18 protein-coding genes are annotated in these 18,064 nt (G+C 71.4%); 5 read left to right on the top strand and 13 right to left on the bottom strand.

The genetic code is table 11. The features are described from left to right. Nucleotides 1–27 precede the first annotated feature (27 nt). From BLU79_RS40320 to BLU79_RS40280, 9 genes are all read right to left on the bottom strand, one after another. On the bottom strand, nt 28–480 hold the full coding sequence (locus BLU79_RS40320) for a DUF3574 domain-containing protein (protein WP_093911013.1): 453 nt from the start codon (nt 478–480) through the stop codon (nt 28–30). 30 nt (nt 481–510) lie between these two features. Beyond that, nucleotides 511–1,893, bottom strand: a complete 1,383-nt coding sequence (locus BLU79_RS40315) for an ABC transporter ATP-binding protein (protein ID WP_093911012.1) — start codon at nt 1,891–1,893, stop codon at nt 511–513. 145 nt (nt 1,894–2,038) lie between these two features. Then, the gene (locus BLU79_RS40310) at nt 2,039–2,692 is read right to left on the bottom strand and encodes a class F sortase (protein WP_093911011.1); all 654 of its coding nucleotides are present in this window, start codon (nt 2,690–2,692) and stop codon (nt 2,039–2,041) included. Then, entirely contained in the window at nt 2,679–3,398 is a 720-nt protein-coding gene (locus tag BLU79_RS40305; protein WP_093911010.1) for a hypothetical protein, read from the bottom strand. Before BLU79_RS40305 ends, BLU79_RS40310 begins: the two co-directional genes overlap by 14 nt. Before the next feature lie 99 nt (nt 3,399–3,497). Beyond that, nucleotides 3,498–4,733, bottom strand: coding sequence for an MFS transporter (locus BLU79_RS40300; RefSeq protein ID WP_093911089.1), 1,236 nt, complete (start codon nt 4,731–4,733; stop codon nt 3,498–3,500). A gap of 31 nt (nt 4,734–4,764) precedes the next feature. After that, a complete protein-coding gene (locus tag BLU79_RS40295; RefSeq protein ID WP_093911009.1) occupies nt 4,765–6,174 on the bottom strand; it encodes a CitMHS family transporter in 1,410 nt (469 codons plus the stop codon). Nucleotides 6,175–6,313: 139 nt separating this feature from the next. Continuing rightward, nucleotides 6,314–8,551, bottom strand: coding sequence for a molybdopterin oxidoreductase family protein (locus BLU79_RS40290; protein ID WP_093911008.1), 2,238 nt, complete (start codon nt 8,549–8,551; stop codon nt 6,314–6,316). Nucleotides 8,552–8,695: 144 nt separating this feature from the next. After that, nucleotides 8,696–9,310: a TetR/AcrR family transcriptional regulator gene (locus BLU79_RS40285; protein ID WP_093911007.1), complete on the bottom strand. Its 615-nt coding sequence runs from the start codon at nt 9,308–9,310 to the stop codon at nt 8,696–8,698. After that, nucleotides 9,307–9,939 carry a hypothetical protein gene (locus tag BLU79_RS40280; protein WP_093911006.1) on the bottom strand — a complete coding sequence of 211 codons (633 nt, stop codon included), beginning with the start codon at nt 9,937–9,939 and terminating at the stop codon, nt 9,307–9,309. The genes BLU79_RS40285 and BLU79_RS40280 overlap by 4 nt, the downstream gene beginning before the upstream one ends. A gap of 159 nt (nt 9,940–10,098) precedes the next feature. On the opposite strand from BLU79_RS40280, the gene hmgA reads away from it, so the two are divergent. Genes hmgA through BLU79_RS40265 form a run of 3 tightly spaced genes read left to right on the top strand, consistent with a single transcriptional unit; the run spans nt 10,099 to nt 13,361 of the window. After that, nucleotides 10,099–11,415: a homogentisate 1,2-dioxygenase gene (gene hmgA, locus BLU79_RS40275; RefSeq protein ID WP_093911005.1), complete on the top strand. Its 1,317-nt coding sequence runs from the start codon at nt 10,099–10,101 to the stop codon at nt 11,413–11,415. A 27-nt stretch (nt 11,416–11,442) separates the two neighbouring features. Beyond that, nucleotides 11,443–12,192, top strand: coding sequence for a GntR family transcriptional regulator (locus BLU79_RS40270; protein ID WP_093911004.1), 750 nt, complete (start codon nt 11,443–11,445; stop codon nt 12,190–12,192). A gap of 26 nt (nt 12,193–12,218) precedes the next feature. After that, on the top strand, nt 12,219–13,361 hold the full coding sequence (locus BLU79_RS40265; protein WP_093911003.1) for a type ISP restriction/modification enzyme: 1,143 nt from the start codon (nt 12,219–12,221) through the stop codon (nt 13,359–13,361). Here the strand turns inward: BLU79_RS40265 and BLU79_RS40260 are convergent. After that, on the bottom strand, nt 13,358–14,074 hold the full coding sequence (locus BLU79_RS40260; protein ID WP_093911002.1) for a TetR/AcrR family transcriptional regulator: 717 nt from the start codon (nt 14,072–14,074) through the stop codon (nt 13,358–13,360). The two genes, BLU79_RS40265 and BLU79_RS40260, sit on opposite strands and share 4 nt — an antisense overlap. 63 nt (nt 14,075–14,137) lie before the next feature. Here BLU79_RS40260 and BLU79_RS40255 point away from each other — a divergent pair, with 63 nt between their 5' ends. Both BLU79_RS40255 and BLU79_RS40250 read left to right on the top strand, forming a co-directional pair. Beyond that, a complete protein-coding gene (locus BLU79_RS40255) occupies nt 14,138–15,088 on the top strand; it encodes an ATP-binding cassette domain-containing protein (protein WP_093911001.1) in 951 nt (316 codons plus the stop codon). After that, complete coding sequence (locus tag BLU79_RS40250) at nt 15,085–15,867, top strand: ABC transporter permease (protein ID WP_093911000.1); 783 nt, start codon at nt 15,085–15,087, stop codon at nt 15,865–15,867. The genes BLU79_RS40255 and BLU79_RS40250 overlap by 4 nt, the downstream gene beginning before the upstream one ends. Nucleotides 15,868–16,099: 232 nt before the next feature. On the opposite strand, the gene BLU79_RS40245 is transcribed toward BLU79_RS40250, so the two are convergent. The 3 genes from BLU79_RS40245 to BLU79_RS40235 all read right to left on the bottom strand — a co-directional run bounded on the left by BLU79_RS40245 (nt 16,100) and on the right by BLU79_RS40235 (nt 17,877). After that, on the bottom strand, nt 16,100–16,369 hold the full coding sequence (locus BLU79_RS40245) for a hypothetical protein (protein ID WP_093910999.1): 270 nt from the start codon (nt 16,367–16,369) through the stop codon (nt 16,100–16,102). A gap of 126 nt (nt 16,370–16,495) precedes the next feature. After that, nucleotides 16,496–17,338, bottom strand: coding sequence for an anti-sigma factor (locus tag BLU79_RS40240; RefSeq protein WP_093910998.1), 843 nt, complete (start codon nt 17,336–17,338; stop codon nt 16,496–16,498). Next, entirely contained in the window at nt 17,335–17,877 is a 543-nt protein-coding gene (locus BLU79_RS40235) for a sigma-70 family RNA polymerase sigma factor (RefSeq protein WP_093910997.1), read from the bottom strand. Before BLU79_RS40235 ends, BLU79_RS40240 begins: the two co-directional genes overlap by 4 nt. Nucleotides 17,878–18,064: the final 187 nt, after the last annotated feature.

Raw genomic sequence — 18,064 nt, 5'->3', positions numbered from 1 at the left:
CCATGAGCCCGGCCGGCCCCCATGACATCAGAAGTCGACGCGCGCCTCGTCGTCCACCCTCCCCACGGCCTCCTGCCCGAAGGCCTTCTCATAGGCGCGGCGGATCTCCTCGATCTTGCGGTCACCGGTCTCCGCCTGCCCCCGCGGGTAGAGCAGGATCAACTCGTACGACCGCTCCTTCTCGATCGTCCCGCTCGCGTCCCGCCACTGTCCGCGCCCCGACTGGATCGTGAGCCCGTCCGGGAAGTCCGGCGTGACCTCCTTGTCGACGAACGCCATGAACTGCCTGTCGGTGACGGCCGGGCCGCCGTCCGGGCGCGCGGTACCGAAGAACAACTGGGTCTCGATGTACGGCTCTCCCCGCGCCGGCACCGCGGAGGTGCCGTCGTCGAGGGTGGCGTACGCGGTCGGCGCACCGACGGCCAGCAGGAGGCCGACGGCGGCGAGGACAGCCCGGGATCGGGTGAAGTGCACAGTCATGGCCGCATAACTAGCCATATCCGGCGGACTTCACTCCTCCAGATCGGGCAGCCGGGCCGGGGCCGGGCAGATGCGGTCGCCGTGCTGGTCGAAGACGAACAGGTGGGCGAGGTCGACGAGGAGCGGGACGTGCATGCCGCGCCGGAGTTCGAAGTCGGGGGTGGTGCGGACGATGAGGTCGCCGGGAAGGCGGCCCTCGGGCGGCGCCTGATCGAGCCCGGCGTCAGCCGGGTCGTCCAGCGCCACTACCGGGCCGGCGCGCAGGGCGCCCGCACGTTCCCTGAGGCGGTCCAGGACCGTGCCGTCCCGGCGGCTCCCCCGGCGGCGCCTAGACGGGCGGACCGCCGGGCGCGGCGCTTCGAGGTCGGGGACTACGGCGGAACGGGAGCCGGTGTTGAAGTGGACGAGGACCTCGTGGCCCTGGAACTCCACATGCTCGACCAGTCCGGTGATGTGCACCTCGCCGGGGCGGGCCGCGCTGCGCGGTGGGGGTCCCCCCGGTCGAGCGAAGTCGAGAGTGGGGGAGATCCGGACCGCCTCCGAGCGCAGGCCCACGATGACCTCGCGGCCCTGCTGCACACGGAGCAACTGGTGGTCCAGGCAGAGGGGTTCGGGCAGCCGCAGGTACTGCTTGCCGAGGCTGATGGTCATCGCGCCGTCCAGCGGGGCGCGTACGACGCCGCGCAGGAGGTTGATGCGGGGAATGCCGATGAAGGCGGCGACGAAGACGTTGCGGGGCAGGGCGTACACCGAGCGCGGGGTACCGACCTGCTGGAGGACACCGCCGCGCAGGACGGCGACCCGGTCGCCGAGCGACATCGCCTCGGCCTGGTCATGGGTGACGTACACCGTGGTGACGCCCAACTTGCGGGTAAGGCCGGAGATTTCGGCGCGCAGGTGGTTGCGGAGCTTGGCGTCGAGGTTGGACAGCGGCTCGTCCATCAGGAACGCGGTGGGGTGGCGGGCGATGGCCCGGCCCATGGCGACGCGCTGGCGTTCACCGCCGGAGAGCTGCGCGGGGAAGCGGTCGAGGAGGTCCTCGATGCCCAGCATGCGGGCGGTTGCGTCCACCCGGGGGCGCGGGTCCGCGCCGGGCGACTCGATGCGCAGCGGAAAGCCGATGTTGTCGCGGCCGGTCATGCTCGGGTAGAGGGCGAAGTTCTGGAAGACCATCGCCATCTGCCGGTCGGCGGGCAGCAGGTCGTTGGCCCACTCCCCGTCCAGCAGCAGTTCGCCCTCGTCGATCTCCTCCAGGCCGGCGATCATCCTGAGCACGGTGGACTTGCCGCAGCCCGAGGGCCCGAGGAGGACCAGGAACTCGCCGGGCTCGATGTCCAGCGAGAGCCGGTCCACGACGGGCACGCCTCGCGTGTAGGACTTGCTGACGTCGTGCAGGGAGATGGCGCGTGTCATGACTGCTGCCCCCGGGGGCTGTTCGGAGCGCCGCTGCTCCGTGTTTCGAGGGCCCCGCGCGGGTCGTACGGGGCCTGTGAGTCACGGAAGTTAACGGAATGTGCCCGGCCGGGGAAGGGGTCGGTCGGTTCGTCTCGGTCATCGGTCACTTCGTCGCGGTCAGGTGGGCGAAGACCACCACGTTGCTGGTGTAGCCCGTCTGCCGGTCGAAGAGGCCGCCACAGGTGAGCACGCGCAGTTCCGGGCGCCGGCTCGGTCCGTAGACCTCCTTGTCGGGGAAGCTCGCCTTGTCATACACCTTCACCCGGTCCACCGTGTAGACGGCGGTACGGCCGTCCTCGCGCCGCGCCTCGATCTTCTTGCCGCGCTTCACCGAGGCGAGCCCGGCGAAGACGGCGGAGCCCGTCGTGGTGTCGCGGTGCCCCACTGCGATCGCGACGCCCGGCTCACCGGGTGTGGGACCGCCCCGGTACCAGCCGATGAGGTTCGGGTCGTCGACCGGCGGCGTCTCCAATTCCCGGGCCGCGGTGAGTCCGAGGCCCATGACCGGGGCGTCGATGCCCAGGGACGGGATACGGACGGACGTCGGCCGGGACCTCGGCAGCGGGCGGGGCGGAGGTGTGGGCTCGGCCGCTGCCACGGCGTGCCGGCCGTCGGGCCCGGTCGGCGCGGTCGCGTCACCGTGTCCCTCGCACTGGACCACCACCGTCACCAGGACGGCCGTCAGCACGGCCGTCCTGGCGAGGCGGTAGGCGCGGGTCCGGTACCAGGGCCTGCGTCTGCGTCTACGCGGCACCATGGGGCTGCCGGCGGGTCCTGCGGACGTACACGGTTCCGCCGACGGCTACCAGGCCCACCAGGCCGGCGCCGGCCACCGGCGCGTACGCGGCCACGGTGTCGCCGAGCCCGCCACCGCCCGCGTGCACACCGCCTCTCGGGCCGTCGTCGTCGCCGCGGCCCCATCCTTCTTCGCCGCGGTCACCTCGGTCGCCACGGTCGCCGCCTTCGCCGCCCCGCCCGTTGTCCTCGATCTGACCGCGCGGGCCGCCGTCCCCATCCCCCCTGCCGCCTTCCCGCCGGTCGTCGTCATTGCACCTGACCCGGAAGACCTTCTCCTTCGGAGGGATGCCCGTCACGACCCAGGTGAGCGTGTACTGCCCGTCCGCCAGCCCCAGCACCTCGGTGTGACCGGCACCGCCTGCCAATTGGATGGCGCCGGTGACGGTGGCACCGGCGGGCAGCGGAGGCCGCGGCGTGATGGTGTACGCGATCGACGCGAGGATGTCGAAGTTGACGGCGTCGAGGTAGAACCGGCAGACCACCGGGTCGTCCTTCGGGACCCCGTAGGGCACGCCCTCGCGGTGGATCCTGATGTCGCCGTTCTCCCCCTGGGCCGACGCGGTCGGTGCCGCCACCCACGACACACCCGCCACGGCGAGGGCGGTGAGGACGACTGTGGCGCCCGTACGGGCGCGGAGGGTACGTGAGGGTGTCAGGGTGGGCATACACGCTCCTCGGATTCAGACGATTTTCATACAATTCGTTCTTTCGCCTGACTCTCCTTCACGTGCACCACGACGCGCCGCACGACCTCCGGCGCGTCGTCAAATATCGCTCGTCCGGCGCAATCCCGAGCCCTTGGGCCGCTCCGGCGTGGCCGCTCCGGGCCCCTCGGGCCGCTTCGGCGTCCGCACCGCGACGCCCGCCGACAGCAGCAGCAACGCCCCCAGCATCACGAACGGTGCCGCCACCCCGGCGACGCCCGCGACCAGGCCGGCCGACGCAGGAGCTGCGACCTGGCCGAGTCGGTTGCCGGTCAGCCGCAGGGCGAGGGCGGTGGAGCGGGCACCCTCGGGGGCCGCCTGGACGACCGTCGTCATGGACAGCGGCTGGCCGACGCCGAGGCAGAAACCCAGCACCGCCAGCATCAGGGCCAGCGCCCACACCGGCACCGGCAGCGCGATCCCGGCGCACAGCAGGGCCGCCAGCAGACACGTCACGGTCAGCAGCAGGGTGCGGCCGAGCAGCCGCAGCAACGGCGTCAGGACCAGGCGGCACGCGATGGTGGCCGCCGCGCGCAGGCTCAGCAGGAGGCCGATCACGGACGGCGCGATGCCCCGGTGCTCGCCGACCACCGGGAGGTAGGCGGTGAGGATGTCGGTCGCGGACAGCACGGCGAGGCTGATGAAGATGCCGGCCGGCACGCCCCGGGCGCGCAGGATGCGCCGTACCTTGACGCGTTCGCCTTGTTCCTCGCGGGACTTGGCCGTCGTACGGCTCTCTATGCGCCACAGCGAGGTGAGCGCGACCGCGCCGCCCGCGCCCGCCACGACCAGGGCGAGGGCGCTGGTCCCCGCCATGTCCCGGCCGCCGATCAGCGCGCCCGCGGCGATCGGGCCGACCAGCTGGCCGAGGGAGGCGCCGATGGTGAAGTGGCCGAAGTTGCGGTCCTGTTCGTGCGGGGCGGACTGGCGGGCGACCAGCGACTGGGCGCCGATGACGAAGCAGAGGTGACCGAGGCCCATCACCCCGCTCCAGACGGCCATCGCCCAGAGGGAGTCCGCGATGCCGCTCATGGCGCAGCCGCCGGATATCAGGACCACGCCCACGGGCAGGAGGGGCGCGCACCGGCCGTGGTCGGTACGGCGCCCCAGCGGGACGGCGGCGAACAGCGGGAGCAGGGCGTACACCCCCGCGATCACACCGATCGCCCGCTCGTCGGCACCCAACGCGAGCGCCCGGTAGGAGACGGCGGGCCGGGCCATCGACACCGCCCCCTGCGCGAAGCTGAAGGCGATGACGAGGCGGAGCAGCCAGCCGCGGTTCCCACCGGGCGCTATCAACGGGTCCTCCTGGAGCGGTACTTGACGATCAGATGATGCCGAACAGCATCCCGGCCGCGAGGATGATGAGGCAGGTGAGCGCCGCCCACTTCACCACGAACTTGGTGTGGTCGCCGAACTCCACCTTGGCCATGCCGACCAGGACGTACACGGCCGGGACGAGCGGGCTCGACATGTGCAGCGGCTGGCCGACCAGGGAGGCGCGGGCCATCTCCAGCGGGGTGACGCCGTGCGCGGCGCCGGCTTCGGCGAGGACCGGGAGGACACCGAAGTAGAAGCCGTCGTTGGACATGAAGTAGGTGAGCGGGAGGCTCAGGATGCCGGTGACCAGGGCCATGTGCGGGCCCATGCCCTCGGGGATGACGTCCACCATCCACTTGGCCATGTGGTCCACCATGCCGGTGCCCTGGAGGACGCCGGTGAAGACGGCGGCGGCGAAGACCATGCCGGAGACATTCAGGACGTTGTCGGCGTGGGCGGCGAGGCGGGCCTTCTGGTCCGGGATGTGCGGGAAGTTCACGGTGAGCGCGAGCGCGGCGCCGAGCAGGAACAGCACCGGGATCGGCAGCCACTCCATGATCATGCAGGTGAGCAGGGCGACCGTGAGCAGGGCGTTGAACCAGTAGAGCTTGGGGCGCAGGGTGGCGCGGTTGGGGTCGAGGACCTGGAAGCGCTCCTCGTCGTCGTCCTCCGCGTCGGTGCCGGAGCCGGCGCCGCCGGTGGCCTTGTCCGTGCCGGACGTGCCGGAACCGGAGCCGGCGCCCACGAGAACCGCCTCGGTCTCCTCGACCTTCTCCTCCACCAGGACCTCGTCCAGCGTCAGCACACCCAGGCGCTTGCGCTCACGCAGACCCAGGAAGTACGAGAGGACGAAGACGCCCAGCAGGCCGACGAGCAGGGCCGGGATCATCGGGACGAAGATGTCGCTGGCGTCGAGCTTGAGCGCGGTGGCGGCGCGGGCGGTCGGGCCGCCCCACGGCAGGGTGTTCATCACGCCGTTGGCCATGGCGGCCACACCGGTCATCACGACCAGGCTCATCTTGAGGCGCTTGTACAGCGGGTACATCGCCGAGACCGTGATCATGAAGGTGGTCGAGCCGTCGCCGTCGAGCGAGACGATCGCGGCGAGGATCGCCGTGCCGACGACGATCCGCATCGGGTCGGCCTTGGCGAACTTCAGGATCCCGCGCACGATCGGGTCGAAGAGACCGACATCGATCATCACACCGAAGTAGACGATCGCGAACATCAGCATCGCCGCGGTGGGGGCGAGGCTGGTGACGCCTTCGATGACGTAGTCACCGAGCTTGGCGCCCTTCCCGACGAAGACGCAGAACAGTGCCGGGATCAGCACCAGCGCCGCGATCGGCGACATCTTCTTCATCATGATCAGGACCAGGAAGGTCGCGATCATGGCGAAGCCAAGGATGGTCAGCATGAGTGGATACCTAACGTTCGCCCTTGAACGACCCACCAGGGCCGGCGGTGGGATGACGTTAGGTCCCGCTCTACGGCGTTAACAAGACGTTGACATGCGAGCAATAAGCGCAAAACTGCTGGTCACAGCTTTGCACTGCTCACAGCGCTGATCCGGTGGCCAGTTTTACGGGTACGCCGTTGAGGACCGCGTTGCCCGACAGCGGGTCGAGCAGGCTGCCGTCGAGGAGCTGGTTGACGTTGACGCCGGGTTCTTTCAGCGCGTGGTTCAGCCGGGTGCCGGGCCGGTCGTGTCCCCAGCCGTGCGGCAGGCTGACGACACCGGGCCGCACGCCGTCGGTGACCTCCGCGGGGGCGGTGACCTCTCCCCCGGCGCCCTTGACCAGCACGGGCGCCCCGTCCCGCACGCCGAGCCGGGCGGCGTCCTCGGGGTGGATGTGCAGGGTGCAGCGGTTGGTGCCGCCGGTGAGGGCGGGGACGTTGTGCATCCAGCTGTTGTTGGAGCGCAGATGGCGGCGGCCGACCAGGACGAGCCCCTCGGGGCGCTCGTGCAGGGCCTGCCTCAGGCGCGGCAGATCGTCGACGATCGGCCGCGCCAGCAGTTCGACCTTGCCGCTTGCCGTCTTCAGCGGCTGCGGCAGCCGGGAGCGGAGCGGGCCGAGATCGATGCCGTGCGGATGCGCGAGCAGCTTGTCCAGGCCCAGCCCGTCGGGCCGTACGCCGAAACCGTCGCCGTAGGGGCCGAGGCGCAGCATCATGTCGAGCCGGCGCTCGGGGCCGGTGACACCGGCGAGCTGTGCGGCGAGCTCCTGTGGGTCACGGCCGTGCACCGGGGAGTGCGGCTCCTTCACCGCCTTGCCGAGGGTCTGCCCGATGACCAGGTCGTCGACGGCCGAAGGATCGGCGCCATGCATCCCGGTCGCGGCGAGGATCAGCCGCGCCAGGATCTCCGTCTCGGCCATACGGCCGGGCTCCAGCGGGACGGCGGGCCGGTTGTAGCGGACCTGGTTGCGGACAGCGAGGGTGTTGAAGGCGAAGTCGTGGTGCGGGCTCTGCGAGGGCGGGGGCGGCGGCAGCACGACGTGGGCGTGGCGCGAGGTCTCGTTGAGATACGGATCGACGCTGACCATGAAGTCGAGCGAGTCGAGGGCCTTGTCGAGCCGGTCGCCGTCGGGCACGGACAGGACGGGGTTGGCGGCGACGGCGATGACGGCCCGGATCGGCTCGCCCTCCTCGGTCGCGGTGTCGATCTCCTCGGCGAGCGCGGAGATCGGCAGCTCGCCCTTGGCTTCCGGGTGCCGGCTGACCCTGGAGTGCCAGCGCCCCAGCGCGAAGCCGTGGCCGGGTCCCGCGGGTCGGGGCGTCCGGTCGGTGGCCGCCTGGGGGAAGAGGGCGCCGCCGGGGCGGTCGAGGTTGCCGGTGAGGATGTTGAGTACGTCGACCAGCCAGCTGGCGAGGGTGCCGTGCGGGACGGTGCAGCTGCCGATGCGGGCGTAGACGGCGGCGGTCGGCGCGGCGGCGAGTTCGCGGGCGAGGGTGCGGATGGTGCCGGCGTCGATGTCGCAGGCGGCGGCCACGGCTTCGGGGGTGAAGTCCCGTACGGCGTCCCGGAGTTCATCGAGCCCCTGGAGGTGCGGGGTCAGCTCGCCCGTGTCCACGAGGTCTTCCTCGAACAGGACGTACGCCATCGCGGCCAGCAGCAGCGCGTCGGTGCCGGGGCGGATCGCGAGGTGCCGGTCGGCGAGCTTGGCGGTGCGGGTGCGGCGCGGGTCGATGACGGTGAGGGTGCCGCCGCGGGCCTTCAGCGCCTTGAGCTTGCCCGGGAAGTCGGGCGCGGTGCACAGGCTGCCGTTGGACTCCAGCGGGTTGGCGCCGATCAGCAGCAGGTGGTCCGTGTGGTCGAGGTCGGGGACGGGGATCGCGTTGGCGTCGCCGTAGAGCAGTCCGCTGGAGACGTGCTTGGGCATCTGGTCGACGGTGGACGCGGTGAAGAGGCTGCGGGTGCGCAGTCCGGCGAGCAGGACCGTCGGGTAGAGGGCGCCGGCCATGGTGTGCACGTTCGGGTTGCCGAGCACGATGCCCACCGAGTTCGGCCCGTACCGCTCGACCACCGGGCGGATACCGGCGGCCACCGCGTCGAAGGCCTCCTCCCAGGTGGCCTCGCGCAGCTCGCCGTCCTTGCGCACCAGCGGTGTGCGCAGCCGGTCGGGGTCGCCGTCGACGGCACCGAAGGAGGCGCCCTTGGGGCAGATGAACCCCTTGCTGAACACGTCGTCACGGTCGCCGCGGGCGCCGGTGACCTCGGTTCCCTCGATGGTGAGGGTCAGGCCGCAGGTGGCCTCGCACAGGGGACAGATACGCAGTGCGGTGCGGGACACGGGTCCTCCCGGGGTGGCGGCAGCGATGACGCGCGGACTCGATGCCGAGCATACCGACCGGTATGCAGGGTGGGGAGTCCTCTCCGGGGGTGAGCTCGGAAATTCGCGAACCGCCGGTCCGGGAAGACCAGTGGCACGGGACGGTCAGTCCAGCACCCGCGCCAGATACGCCCGCAGCATCTCGCGCGCCTCCTCGATGATCCGCTCGTCGCCGTTCGGTGCCATCCGGAAGGCGAGGTGAACCAGGGTGTCGGCGGTCTCGACGGCGATGAGGAAGGTGCGGCGCAGATCGCCGTCCGGCTCGCGTTCGAGGTAGCCGGAGAGCAGTTCGGTGAGGCGGTCGGCGACACGGTGGTTGGGTTCGCTGCGGGTGCCGACCGGGATCTGGTTGCCGAAGTCGACGAGGGAGAAGCCGGGCGCGGTGCGCTTCATGGCGAGGTACTCGTCGAGGACGACGTCCATGGCCGCGCGCCAGCCTCCGTCCCCGGCCCCCTTGAGGCGCTCGGTGACACGGGCGGTGTAGCGCTCGAGGTTGCGTTGGGCGAGGGCGTCGGCCATCTGCCGCTTGTTGCCGAAGAAGCGGTAGACCGAGCCGATGGGGACGCCGGCACGCTGGGCGACGGCCCGGGTGCTCAGGTCGTCGTAGCCGACCTCGTCGAGGAGGTCGGCGCAGGCGTCGAGGATCCGGGTGAGCCGTTCGGCACTGCGCCGCTGCACGGGCGCCCGGCGAAGCGATGCGGGGTGGGGCACGGGGTTCATGATGCCTCTCCGGATCGTTCCGGTGAACCTCGCCCCCCGGTACGGGAGCGGGCACCCGGCGCACTCAGGGCCGCAGGGGACGGTTTCGACGTCGATGCCGATGTCGTGGTCGCGGCCGTCTCCGCCTCCGATGCCGTGAGGGCGGCCGTGCGCTCGACGGGCTCGCCGTCCACCGCCCACACCGTGCCGTCGTCGGCGTACAGCCGCACGGTGACCTGGTGTGTGCCGCGCGGGAGGAGGCCGGCGGAGAGGCGGTACTCGGGGGTGCGCAGCCGGGTGACGAGCCGGCCGTCCACGAAGAGGTACGCAAGCCCGCGGCCGGCCACCGCCCGCGACCGCGCGCCCGCGGGCGAGAGGCGGAAGCCGTGCAGGGTCAGCCGTACGTCCCAGCTGCCGTCGACGCCCGGGTCCGGCTGCACCTCTATGCCGACCTCGGGGGCATTTCCCTCGCCGACCTCCCGGTAGTGCCGCCCCTCGTCGTCGGTGTCGTCGAGGACCTTGCCCACCGGGGAGGGCGACACCCCGTTCGCCCCCTGTTCCCGGGCAGCACCGGAGCCGCAGCCCGCGGTTCCGGTCAGCAGCAGGGCACAGACCGCGAGCGCGGCGAGAAAGGTCCGCGTCCATGACATGTCCGGAGACTAGAACACCCTTCCGACAGCCGGATCCCCCTGAAGTCTGGTTGACGTCCGGATCAGGTCGTACCTCCAGAGGAGGACGGCCCGACCTCTTGCGTCGAGGAAATCGCAATCCTACGGTGATGCATAGGAATCAGAGTCAAAGGAGCGATCATGAGCGGGGACGCGCGGAAGACCGCGGAAGGGCTGACCTACCTCTCCGGTTTCGGCAACGAGCACAGCTCGGAGGCGGTGCCCGGCGCCCTCCCCGAGGGCCGCAACTCACCCCAGCGCGCCCCGCTGGGCCTGTACGCGGAGCAGCTGAGCGGTACGGCGTTCACCGAGCCCCGGGCGCACAACCGCCGCTCATGGCTGTACCGCATCCGTCCGTCGGCCGCCCACCCGGCGTTCACGCGCACGGACAACGGCGCGATCCGTACGGCCCCCTTCACGGACTCGGTACCGGACCCGAACCGCCTGCGCTGGAACCCCCTCCCCGAGCCGGCACCCGGCACCGACTTCCTCGCCGGCCTGTGGACCCTGGGCGGCAACGGCGACGCGACCCAGCGCACCGGTATGGCCGTGCACCTGTACCACGCCGACTCCTCGATGGACCGCGTCTTCAGCGACGCCGACGGCGAGCTGCTGATCGTGCCGGAGCAGGGCGGACTGCTGCTGCGCACGGAGTTCGGGCTGCTGCATGTGGAGCCGGGACATGTGGCGCTGGTCCCGCGTGGGGTGCGCTTCCGTGTGGAGCTGCTGGATGCTTCCGCTCGCGGTTATGTGTGCGAGAACTATGGGGCGCCCTTCCACCTCCCCGACCTCGGCCCGATCGGCGCCAACGGCCTCGCGAACGCCCGGGACTTCATGGCGCCGGTGGCGGCGTACGAGGAGGCCGAGGGCCCGGTCGAGGTGGTGAACAAGTTCTGCGGCAACCTCTGGACGGCCACCTACGACCACTCACCGCTCGATGTGGTCGCCTGGCACGGCAACCATGTGCCGTACGTCTACGACCTGCGCCGTTTCAATGTGATCGGCACCATCTCCTACGACCACCCCGACCCCTCGATCTTCACGGTGCTGACGTCCCCGTCGGACACACCGGGCCTCGCCGGCGTCGACTTCGTCGTGTTCGCCCCGCGCTGGCTGGTGGGCGAGGACACCTTCCGGCCGCCGTACTTCCACCGGAACGTGATGAGCGAGTACATGGGCCTGATCGAGGGCGCGTACGACGCGAAGGCGGAGGGCTTTGTGCCCGGTGGCGGTTCGCTGCACAACATGATGTCGGCGCACGGCCCGGACCGGGAGACGTTCGACAGGGCGAGCGCCGCCGAGCTGAAGCCGCAGCGGATCGACGACGGCCTGGCCTTCATGTTCGAGACCCGCTGGCCGGTGACGCTCACCCCGCAGGCGGCGGGGGCCGACCACCTGCAACAGCGCTACGACGACGTGTGGCAGGGCCTGGAGCGGCACTTCCGCCCCTTGCAGTAGAGATCCCCTACCGGTACGGATGGCCCCGTGACCTCCTTCGCCCCGGACTCGATCGTCCTCAACCGCAAGCTGCCGCTCTGGTACCAGGTGTCGCAGTCGCTGCGCGCCTCGATACTGGGCCGCCGCCCGCAGGACCCGCTGCGGCTGCCCACCGAGGAGCAGTTGGCGGAGCACTACGGCGTGAGCGTGCTGACCATGCGGCAGGCGCTGAAGGAGCTGGAGGACGAGGGGCTGATCACGCGCCACCGCAGGCGCGGCACGTTCATCGAGCCGGACGCCCGCCGGGGCGCCCCCGTGCGGCTGCTCGGCTCGGTGGACGCGATCGTGGCCCAGCAGTCCGGCATGGCGACCGAGCTGCTGGACCACGGCAAGGCGCGGGTGCCGGCCGAACTCGCCGAGTACTTCCCGGACGTCGACGAGGTGGCGACGTACCACCGCCTGCGCAGCGACGAGAAGACCGGCGAGCCCACCAACCACGCGCGCAACTACGTCCGCCCCGAACTGGCCGCGCGCATCGACCTGGACGACCTGGTCCGCTGGCCGATGACCAAGGTGCTGCGGGACGCCGTCGGGGCGGACATCAGCCGCATCACGGACACCGTGGAAGCGCGGCTGGCCGACCCGGAGACGGCGAGACTGCTCCAAGTCCCCCTGCTGAGCCCGATCCTGCACTACACGGGCGTGACGTACGACGGACAGGGGCGCGTGCTGGACGCGGCGGTCATCCACTACCGGGGCGACCGCTTCTCCTTCACGGTGACCCTGGAAGCCACCTGACCCGTGTGTCGTAGACAGGTCGTACGATGCCCAGCGTGACGCACGACGACGCTCCGCTGCTGGCGGACCTCATGCCGTGGTCCGTCGCACCGCCGCGGCTCGGCCGGGGGTGGCCGACGGGCCCCGACGCGACATCCCTGAAGGCCCGCTGGGACGCCTTCATGAAGGCCGAGGGCCCGGACCGGGAGGCCCTGCTGGAGCCGACGCGCTCCCGCACCCTGCACTCGGCGGTCGGCCAGTTGCCCGGCCACTCCACGGGCACGGAGAAGCTGTTCCGCGCTGCGGGCCCCTGCCCCGAGCCGGTACGTGTCCTGTGCGCTCCCTTCGACGAGCAGTGGCTGATCCCCGACCACCGTCTGATCGACGCGGCCCGGCCCGAACTGTGGCGGGTGGCGGACGAGCATCAGATCTTCGTCGTGGAGACGCCGGAAGCCGCCCTGCTGGCGACCTCGCTGCTCCCGCTGGTCCGCCCGGGCCGCGTCCGCCCGCTGCACCGCCGCCCGGGCGGCGGGGAACCCAACCTGGCGCCGGGCCTCCTGGAGCATCTCCGGGACCGGCTCGACCGGCCGGTCGAGCCGCTGGACGTCCTCGCCTGGACGCTGGCGGCCGTGCGCCCGGACCTCACCGTCCCGCTGACCGGCGACCCCGAACTCTGGGCCCGTGGCGTGGAGTCGGGCCGGCGCGCCCTGTGGCTGATGCGCCGCGACGGCGACCGCCCGAAGCTCCCCGGCGGCCGCCGCCCGTACGTGCGCGCACCACTGCCCTCCCGTCCGCTGACGGTCGAGTACGACCGCGAGGAGGAAACCCTGCTGCTGGACGAGGGCCGCATCTCACCGGTCCCGCCACAGGCCTGGGACTACGAGGTGGCCGGCGTGAAGGTCCTGGAGCAGTGGTTCGCCGCCCGCGTCACGGAGCCCGAGCCGGGCACCCTGGCGGCGATCCGCCCGGCGACCTGGCCGCAGACGTGGACATCGGAGCTGCTGGAACTGATCACGGTCCTGGCCCTGCTGGCGGAACTCCAGCCACTCGAGCAGGAGTTGACGTCGACCATCACCGCGACCGACCTCCACAAGGCCGGCGTCCTGCCGGTCCCGGAGCCGACCCGCAGGCCGGCATCGGTGCTGGACGGCCACGAGGAGGGGCCCGAGGGGCAACTCGTGCTGCTCTAACGCGCGTCGGGATCGAAGGCGTCCAGCACCCGTTCGAGCGCCCGCCGGAACACCGCCTCCAGATCGATCGGCCCGCTGCCCTCCATGAAGGCCGCGGCGAGGCGCGGATACTTGCCGGTGGCCACCTGGCTGCCGAGGTAGGCGATGCGGACCGCGTTCTCCTCCTCCTCGGACCAGGGCATGGCACGGGTGCGCTCGGCGGTGGCGATCTCGTTCGCGGTGTACGTCGTCACGACACCGTTGAGCAGCGCGACGAGCTCCATCTTCACGCTGTACGGAACGTCGAGCGGCTCGAGACAGGCCAGACAGTGCTCCAGATAGCGCAGGGTGTTGGGGCTGAAGCCGTACACCCCTGACATCAGCCGCGGCACCCAGGTGTGCCGGTGCATGAGGGTGCGGGTCTCCTGCGCGTTGCGGATCATGTCGGCGCGCCAGTCGCCCGAGGGCTCCCGGATGTCGTGCTCGGCACCCACCGCGTCGATCATCAGCTCGTACAGGTCCTCCTTGCGGGGGACGTAGTTGTACAGCGACATCGTCCCGCAGCCCAGTTCGGCCGCGACATGCCGCATGGACACGGCATCCAGCCCGCTCGCGTCGGCGATCCGCACCGCCGCGGCCGCGATGTCCGCACGCGTGAACGCGGGCCTGGGGCCACGCCCGGTCCGCTCGGGTCGCGCCCAGATCACCCCGGGTTCGGCCGCCTTGCCCGCCATCGATCATCACCTCGACCACCATCCTAGTTACGTACAGCGTACGTAGTGCGCTATGGTCGACCCATGACTTCTACGTACGCTGTACTTAGTGAAGGTCTGGAGAAGCGGTTCGGCGAGGTCCACGCCCTGCGCGGGCTCGATCTGGCCGTCGCGCAGGGCACCGTCTGCGGCCTCCTCGGACCCAACGGCGCCGGCAAGACCACGGCGATCCGGCTCCTCACCACGCTCCTGCGCCCGGACGCCGGCTCGGCCCGGGTCGCGGGGCACGACCTGCTCCGGGACCCGGCGGCCGTCCGCCGCCACATCGGCGTCACCGGCCAGTACGCCTCGGTCGACGGCGACCTCACCGGCCGCGAGAACCTCCGGCTGTTCGCCCGGCTGCACCGGGTGCGCGGGCCGGCCGACCGGGCCGGCGAGCTGCTGGAGCGCCTGGGGCTGACCGAGGCGGCCGACCGTCCGGCGTCCACGTACTCGGGCGGGATGCGGCGCCGCCTCGACCTGGCGGCGAGTCTCGTCCGCCGCCCCGACGTGCTGTTCCTCGACGAGCCCACGACCGGCCTGGACCCCGCCAGCCGCAACCGGATCTGGGAGGCCGTCCGGGAGCTGACCGCCGACGGCACGACCGTGCTGCTGACCACGCAGTATCTGGAGGAGGCCGACCAACTCGCCGACAGCATCGCCCTGATGGACCGGGGGCGGGTCGCGCACACGGGTTCGCCGACCCAGTTCAAGGCCCAGATCGGCGCGCACGTCGAGGTCGTCGTCACCGACGCCGACGTCATGGTGAAGGCGGCGGCCGTGCTCGATCAACTCACCGGTGCGGAGCCGTCGTTCGACCACGAGCGACGCGCCGTCGGCGCGGTCACCCGGGACGGCACCCTCACACTCCCTCACCTGGTGCGCGAACTGGACGCGGCGGGCGTGCCGTTGCTCGACGTGAGCCTCAAACCACCGACTCTCGACGATGTGTTCCTGCGACTGACCCAGGAACGGGAAGAGGAGCGTGCGGCATGAGCACCCTGGCCTACGACGGCGGCGCGATGCTGGGCCGGCAGCTGCGGCGGCTCCGGAACAACCCGGGGCTGCTGATCCTGACCCAGACGATGCCGATCTCCATGCTGCTGTTCTTCGGGTACGTCTTCGGCAGCGCGCTGGCGATGCCCGGCGCGGAGTACCGGTCCTTCCTGGTGCCCGGGCTGCTGGTGGCGACCGCAGCCGGCGGGATCATGGCCGGCATGTTCCAGGCCGCCCAGGACACGCACCGGGGTGTGATGGACCGCTTCCGGACGCTGCCGATGAGCCGGGCCGCCGTACCGCTGGGACAGGCGGCCGCCGACCTGGTCGTGACGGCCGCCGGGACGGTGCCGTTCCTGCTGGTCGGACTCGCGGTGGGCTGGCGGATCGAGGGGTCCGCGCTCGAAGCGGCGGGCGCCTTGGGGCTGTTGCTGCTGTTCCGGTTCGCGGCGACGTGGGTCGGGATCTTCCTCGGGCTGCTCACCCGGAACGAGGAGGCCGCCGGCCAACTCGGCGGGGCGACCTTCCTTCTGCCGCTGCTGTCCAACGCGTACATCCCGACCGAGGGCCTGCCGGGCTGGCTGCGCACCCTCGCCGAGTGGAATCCGATCAGCGCGGTCACCACGGCCATGCGGGACCTCTTCGGCAACGCACCCGTGCCGGACGGCGCCGCCTGGCCGGTCGCCCACCCGGTCGCCGGGTCACTGGCCTGGTGTGCGGTCCTGCTCGCGGTGTTCGTACCGCTCGCGGTACGCCGGTACGCGCTCGGCGAGCGCTGAGGGCAGCGACAACGGCCCCGTCAACGTCCGTACACGGCAAAGCCGTTACGCACGTTGACGGGGCCGATGAGCGGGGTGGGGTGAAGTCGGGGGACGTGCCCGCGCCCGGGGAGCGCTGCGCGCCGCCGCCGCGCGCCGTGGGGATGACGGCGGCGACAGCGCGGTACGGCGCCGGGACGTGCGGTCTACCGGACGCGGGCCCGGATGGTCGGTCGAGGAACGCCGGTGCCGGTCAGCGTCCGCCGAACAGCGAACGCCGGAGCCGGCGCAGTGGAGCGAAGAGCGAGACGCGGCGCACCCGCACACCCTGGTCGCTGCGCGCCCTGGTGGTGTCACGAGTGGTCAGTTCACGCATCAGCGAGGTCGCTTCGGCCGCCTCCGTCTGCGGCACGGCGGGACCCGCCAGCACCGAGAGATGGCGGTCGAGGCGCGAACTGGTCGCGCTGCTCCCGCAGGTGATCGCAGGGACCCTGGCCCTGCTGCGCATCGTTATCTGATCCATGTCACTCCCCACCCGTACGAGTCCACCCGGCCCGGGCAGGTTAACCCTATCGCCCCGGTGGGGCACTCGTGTATCGCGGTCACAGGATTCACCTTCCCCGTAAGGGTGTTGACGACTCGTCCGTGATTACTCTCCGAATCCAACCGATTTCAGGGCGAGTTGGACAACTGGCTGGCTGGTGGGCTGCGGCGACCCTCCGTCCGGCTCGACGGTCACAGCCAGTGACGTCGCCGAGGTGTCGAGGCCGGACGCGACCAAGGGCGTGTCGCCCTCGAAAAGCCCGAGGGAGCGCGGTTGCACATCGGGGCGCATCTCCCAGAGTTGGTGTACTCGGCCGCTCGGCGGCTCGCCATATCCGCTCAGAGTGACGACCGCACGCCCTTCCGATGCGGAGGCGACGACTCCGATCGTCCGTCCCTTCGCGTCCTCGCCGGCGGTCGCCCGGGCGTCGGGTGCCCCGAGAACGTTAGCGATCTCACTCGCCTGCGCCCGCTGGGCGTCCAGCTGATCCTGCGTCCGGTTGGCCTGGACGGCGAAGAGGGAGGCGACGACGAGGGCCGCGGCGGCCGTGGCCGTGGCGAACGGCACGAGCAAGGGGCGCGTCCTGGGCGCACGGATGCGCGGCGGCGGCCGGGTGCCCCACACATGCGGCGGCAGCTGGGTGGCCCGCGCGTGTGCCGGTTCCCGCCCGGCCTCCCGCCCGGCCTCCCGCCCGGCGGACTCCTGCGGAGTCGTCCGTACGGCGGCCAGCACCCGGTCGCGCATCGCGGCCGGCGCCGGGGCGGCCGTGGACCAGGCGAGACGGGCGGCGTCCTCGGACAGGACCCGCACCTCGACGGCACAGCTGTCACAGGTCTTCAGGTGCTTCTCGAAGCGGAGCCGCTCACCGGGTTCCAGGGCGTCGAGGGCGTAGGGGGCGGCGAGGGAGTGCAGGTCCTCGCGCCGGAGCAGTCGGTCGACGAAGCTCACGCGACACCTCCCAGGCACTTGCGCAGCTGGGTGAGTCCGTCGCGCATACGGGTCTTGACCGTGCCCAGCGGCAGGGAGAGCCGCTCGGCCACTTCACGGTACGTGTAGCCCTCGTAGTAGGCGAGGGTGACGGACTGGCGCTGCAGCGCGGTGAGGCGTTCCAGGCAGCGGCGCACCCACTCGCGTTCGAGGCCGGCCTCGACCTCCTCGGCGACGTGGTCGAAGGCCGGGTGGTTCGCGCGCAGGGCCTCGCGCTGCTCGCGCTCGCCGGCCGCGCGGGCGCTGCGCACCCGGTCGACGGCGCGGCGGTGGGCGACGGTGAGGATCCAGGACAGGGCGCTGCCCCGGCCGGGGTCGAACTTCGCGGCGGACCGCCACAGTTCGAGCAGCACCTCCTGCGCCACCTCCTCCGACTGCGCGGGATCGCGCACCACGCGCCGCACCAGCCCGTACACCGGTCCGGAGACCAGCCCGTACAGCTCCTCGAACGCCTTCTGGTCACCGCCCGCAACGAGCACCAACAGCTCGTCCGCCTCCAACGCGTCTCCCCCTCCAGCCAGGCCGCAGCGCGGCCGTCCTGTCCCACGAGGCATTCGCAACGAACCCACCTCCGGATGGGTTTACGGATCAGCTCGTCGAAAACGCGGGTCGCCCATCGATGAAACAAGTTTTCAGTTCCGCCGTAAGAACGCTTGGGATTCGACCAATCCACCTCGGCGACGGCTC

Origin of the sequence: Streptomyces sp. cf386 (genome assembly GCF_900103585.1) — a bacterium.
Lineage (GTDB): Bacteria > Actinomycetota > Actinomycetes > Streptomycetales > Streptomycetaceae > Streptomyces.
This window is presented reverse-complemented; position numbering and strand designations above follow the sequence as displayed.

What these genes read in the sequence shown, in the direction of transcription:
- BLU79_RS40310 (WP_093911011.1), bottom strand. Translation starts at nt 2,692, where the DNA reads ATGGTGCCGCGTAGACGCAGACGCAGGCCCTGGTACCGGACCCGCGCC.
- BLU79_RS40315 (WP_093911012.1), bottom strand. Translation starts at nt 1,893, where the DNA reads ATGACACGCGCCATCTCCCTGCACGACGTCAGCAAGTCCTACACGCGA.
- hmgA (WP_093911005.1), top strand. Translation starts at nt 10,099, where the DNA reads ATGAGCGGGGACGCGCGGAAGACCGCGGAAGGGCTGACCTACCTCTCC.
- BLU79_RS40250 (WP_093911000.1), top strand. Translation starts at nt 15,085, where the DNA reads ATGAGCACCCTGGCCTACGACGGCGGCGCGATGCTGGGCCGGCAGCTG.
- BLU79_RS40260 (WP_093911002.1), bottom strand. Translation starts at nt 14,074, where the DNA reads ATGGCGGGCAAGGCGGCCGAACCCGGGGTGATCTGGGCGCGACCCGAG.
- BLU79_RS40320 (WP_093911013.1), bottom strand. Translation starts at nt 480, where the DNA reads ATGACTGTGCACTTCACCCGATCCCGGGCTGTCCTCGCCGCCGTCGGC.
- BLU79_RS40280 (WP_093911006.1), bottom strand. Translation starts at nt 9,939, where the DNA reads ATGTCATGGACGCGGACCTTTCTCGCCGCGCTCGCGGTCTGTGCCCTG.
- BLU79_RS40245 (WP_093910999.1), bottom strand. Translation starts at nt 16,369, where the DNA reads ATGGATCAGATAACGATGCGCAGCAGGGCCAGGGTCCCTGCGATCACC.
- BLU79_RS40295 (WP_093911009.1), bottom strand. Translation starts at nt 6,174, where the DNA reads ATGCTGACCATCCTTGGCTTCGCCATGATCGCGACCTTCCTGGTCCTG.
- BLU79_RS40255 (WP_093911001.1), top strand. Translation starts at nt 14,138, where the DNA reads ATGACTTCTACGTACGCTGTACTTAGTGAAGGTCTGGAGAAGCGGTTC.
- BLU79_RS40305 (WP_093911010.1), bottom strand. Translation starts at nt 3,398, where the DNA reads ATGCCCACCCTGACACCCTCACGTACCCTCCGCGCCCGTACGGGCGCC.
- BLU79_RS40285 (WP_093911007.1), bottom strand. Translation starts at nt 9,310, where the DNA reads ATGAACCCCGTGCCCCACCCCGCATCGCTTCGCCGGGCGCCCGTGCAG.
- BLU79_RS40265 (WP_093911003.1), top strand. Translation starts at nt 12,219, where the DNA reads ATGCCCAGCGTGACGCACGACGACGCTCCGCTGCTGGCGGACCTCATG.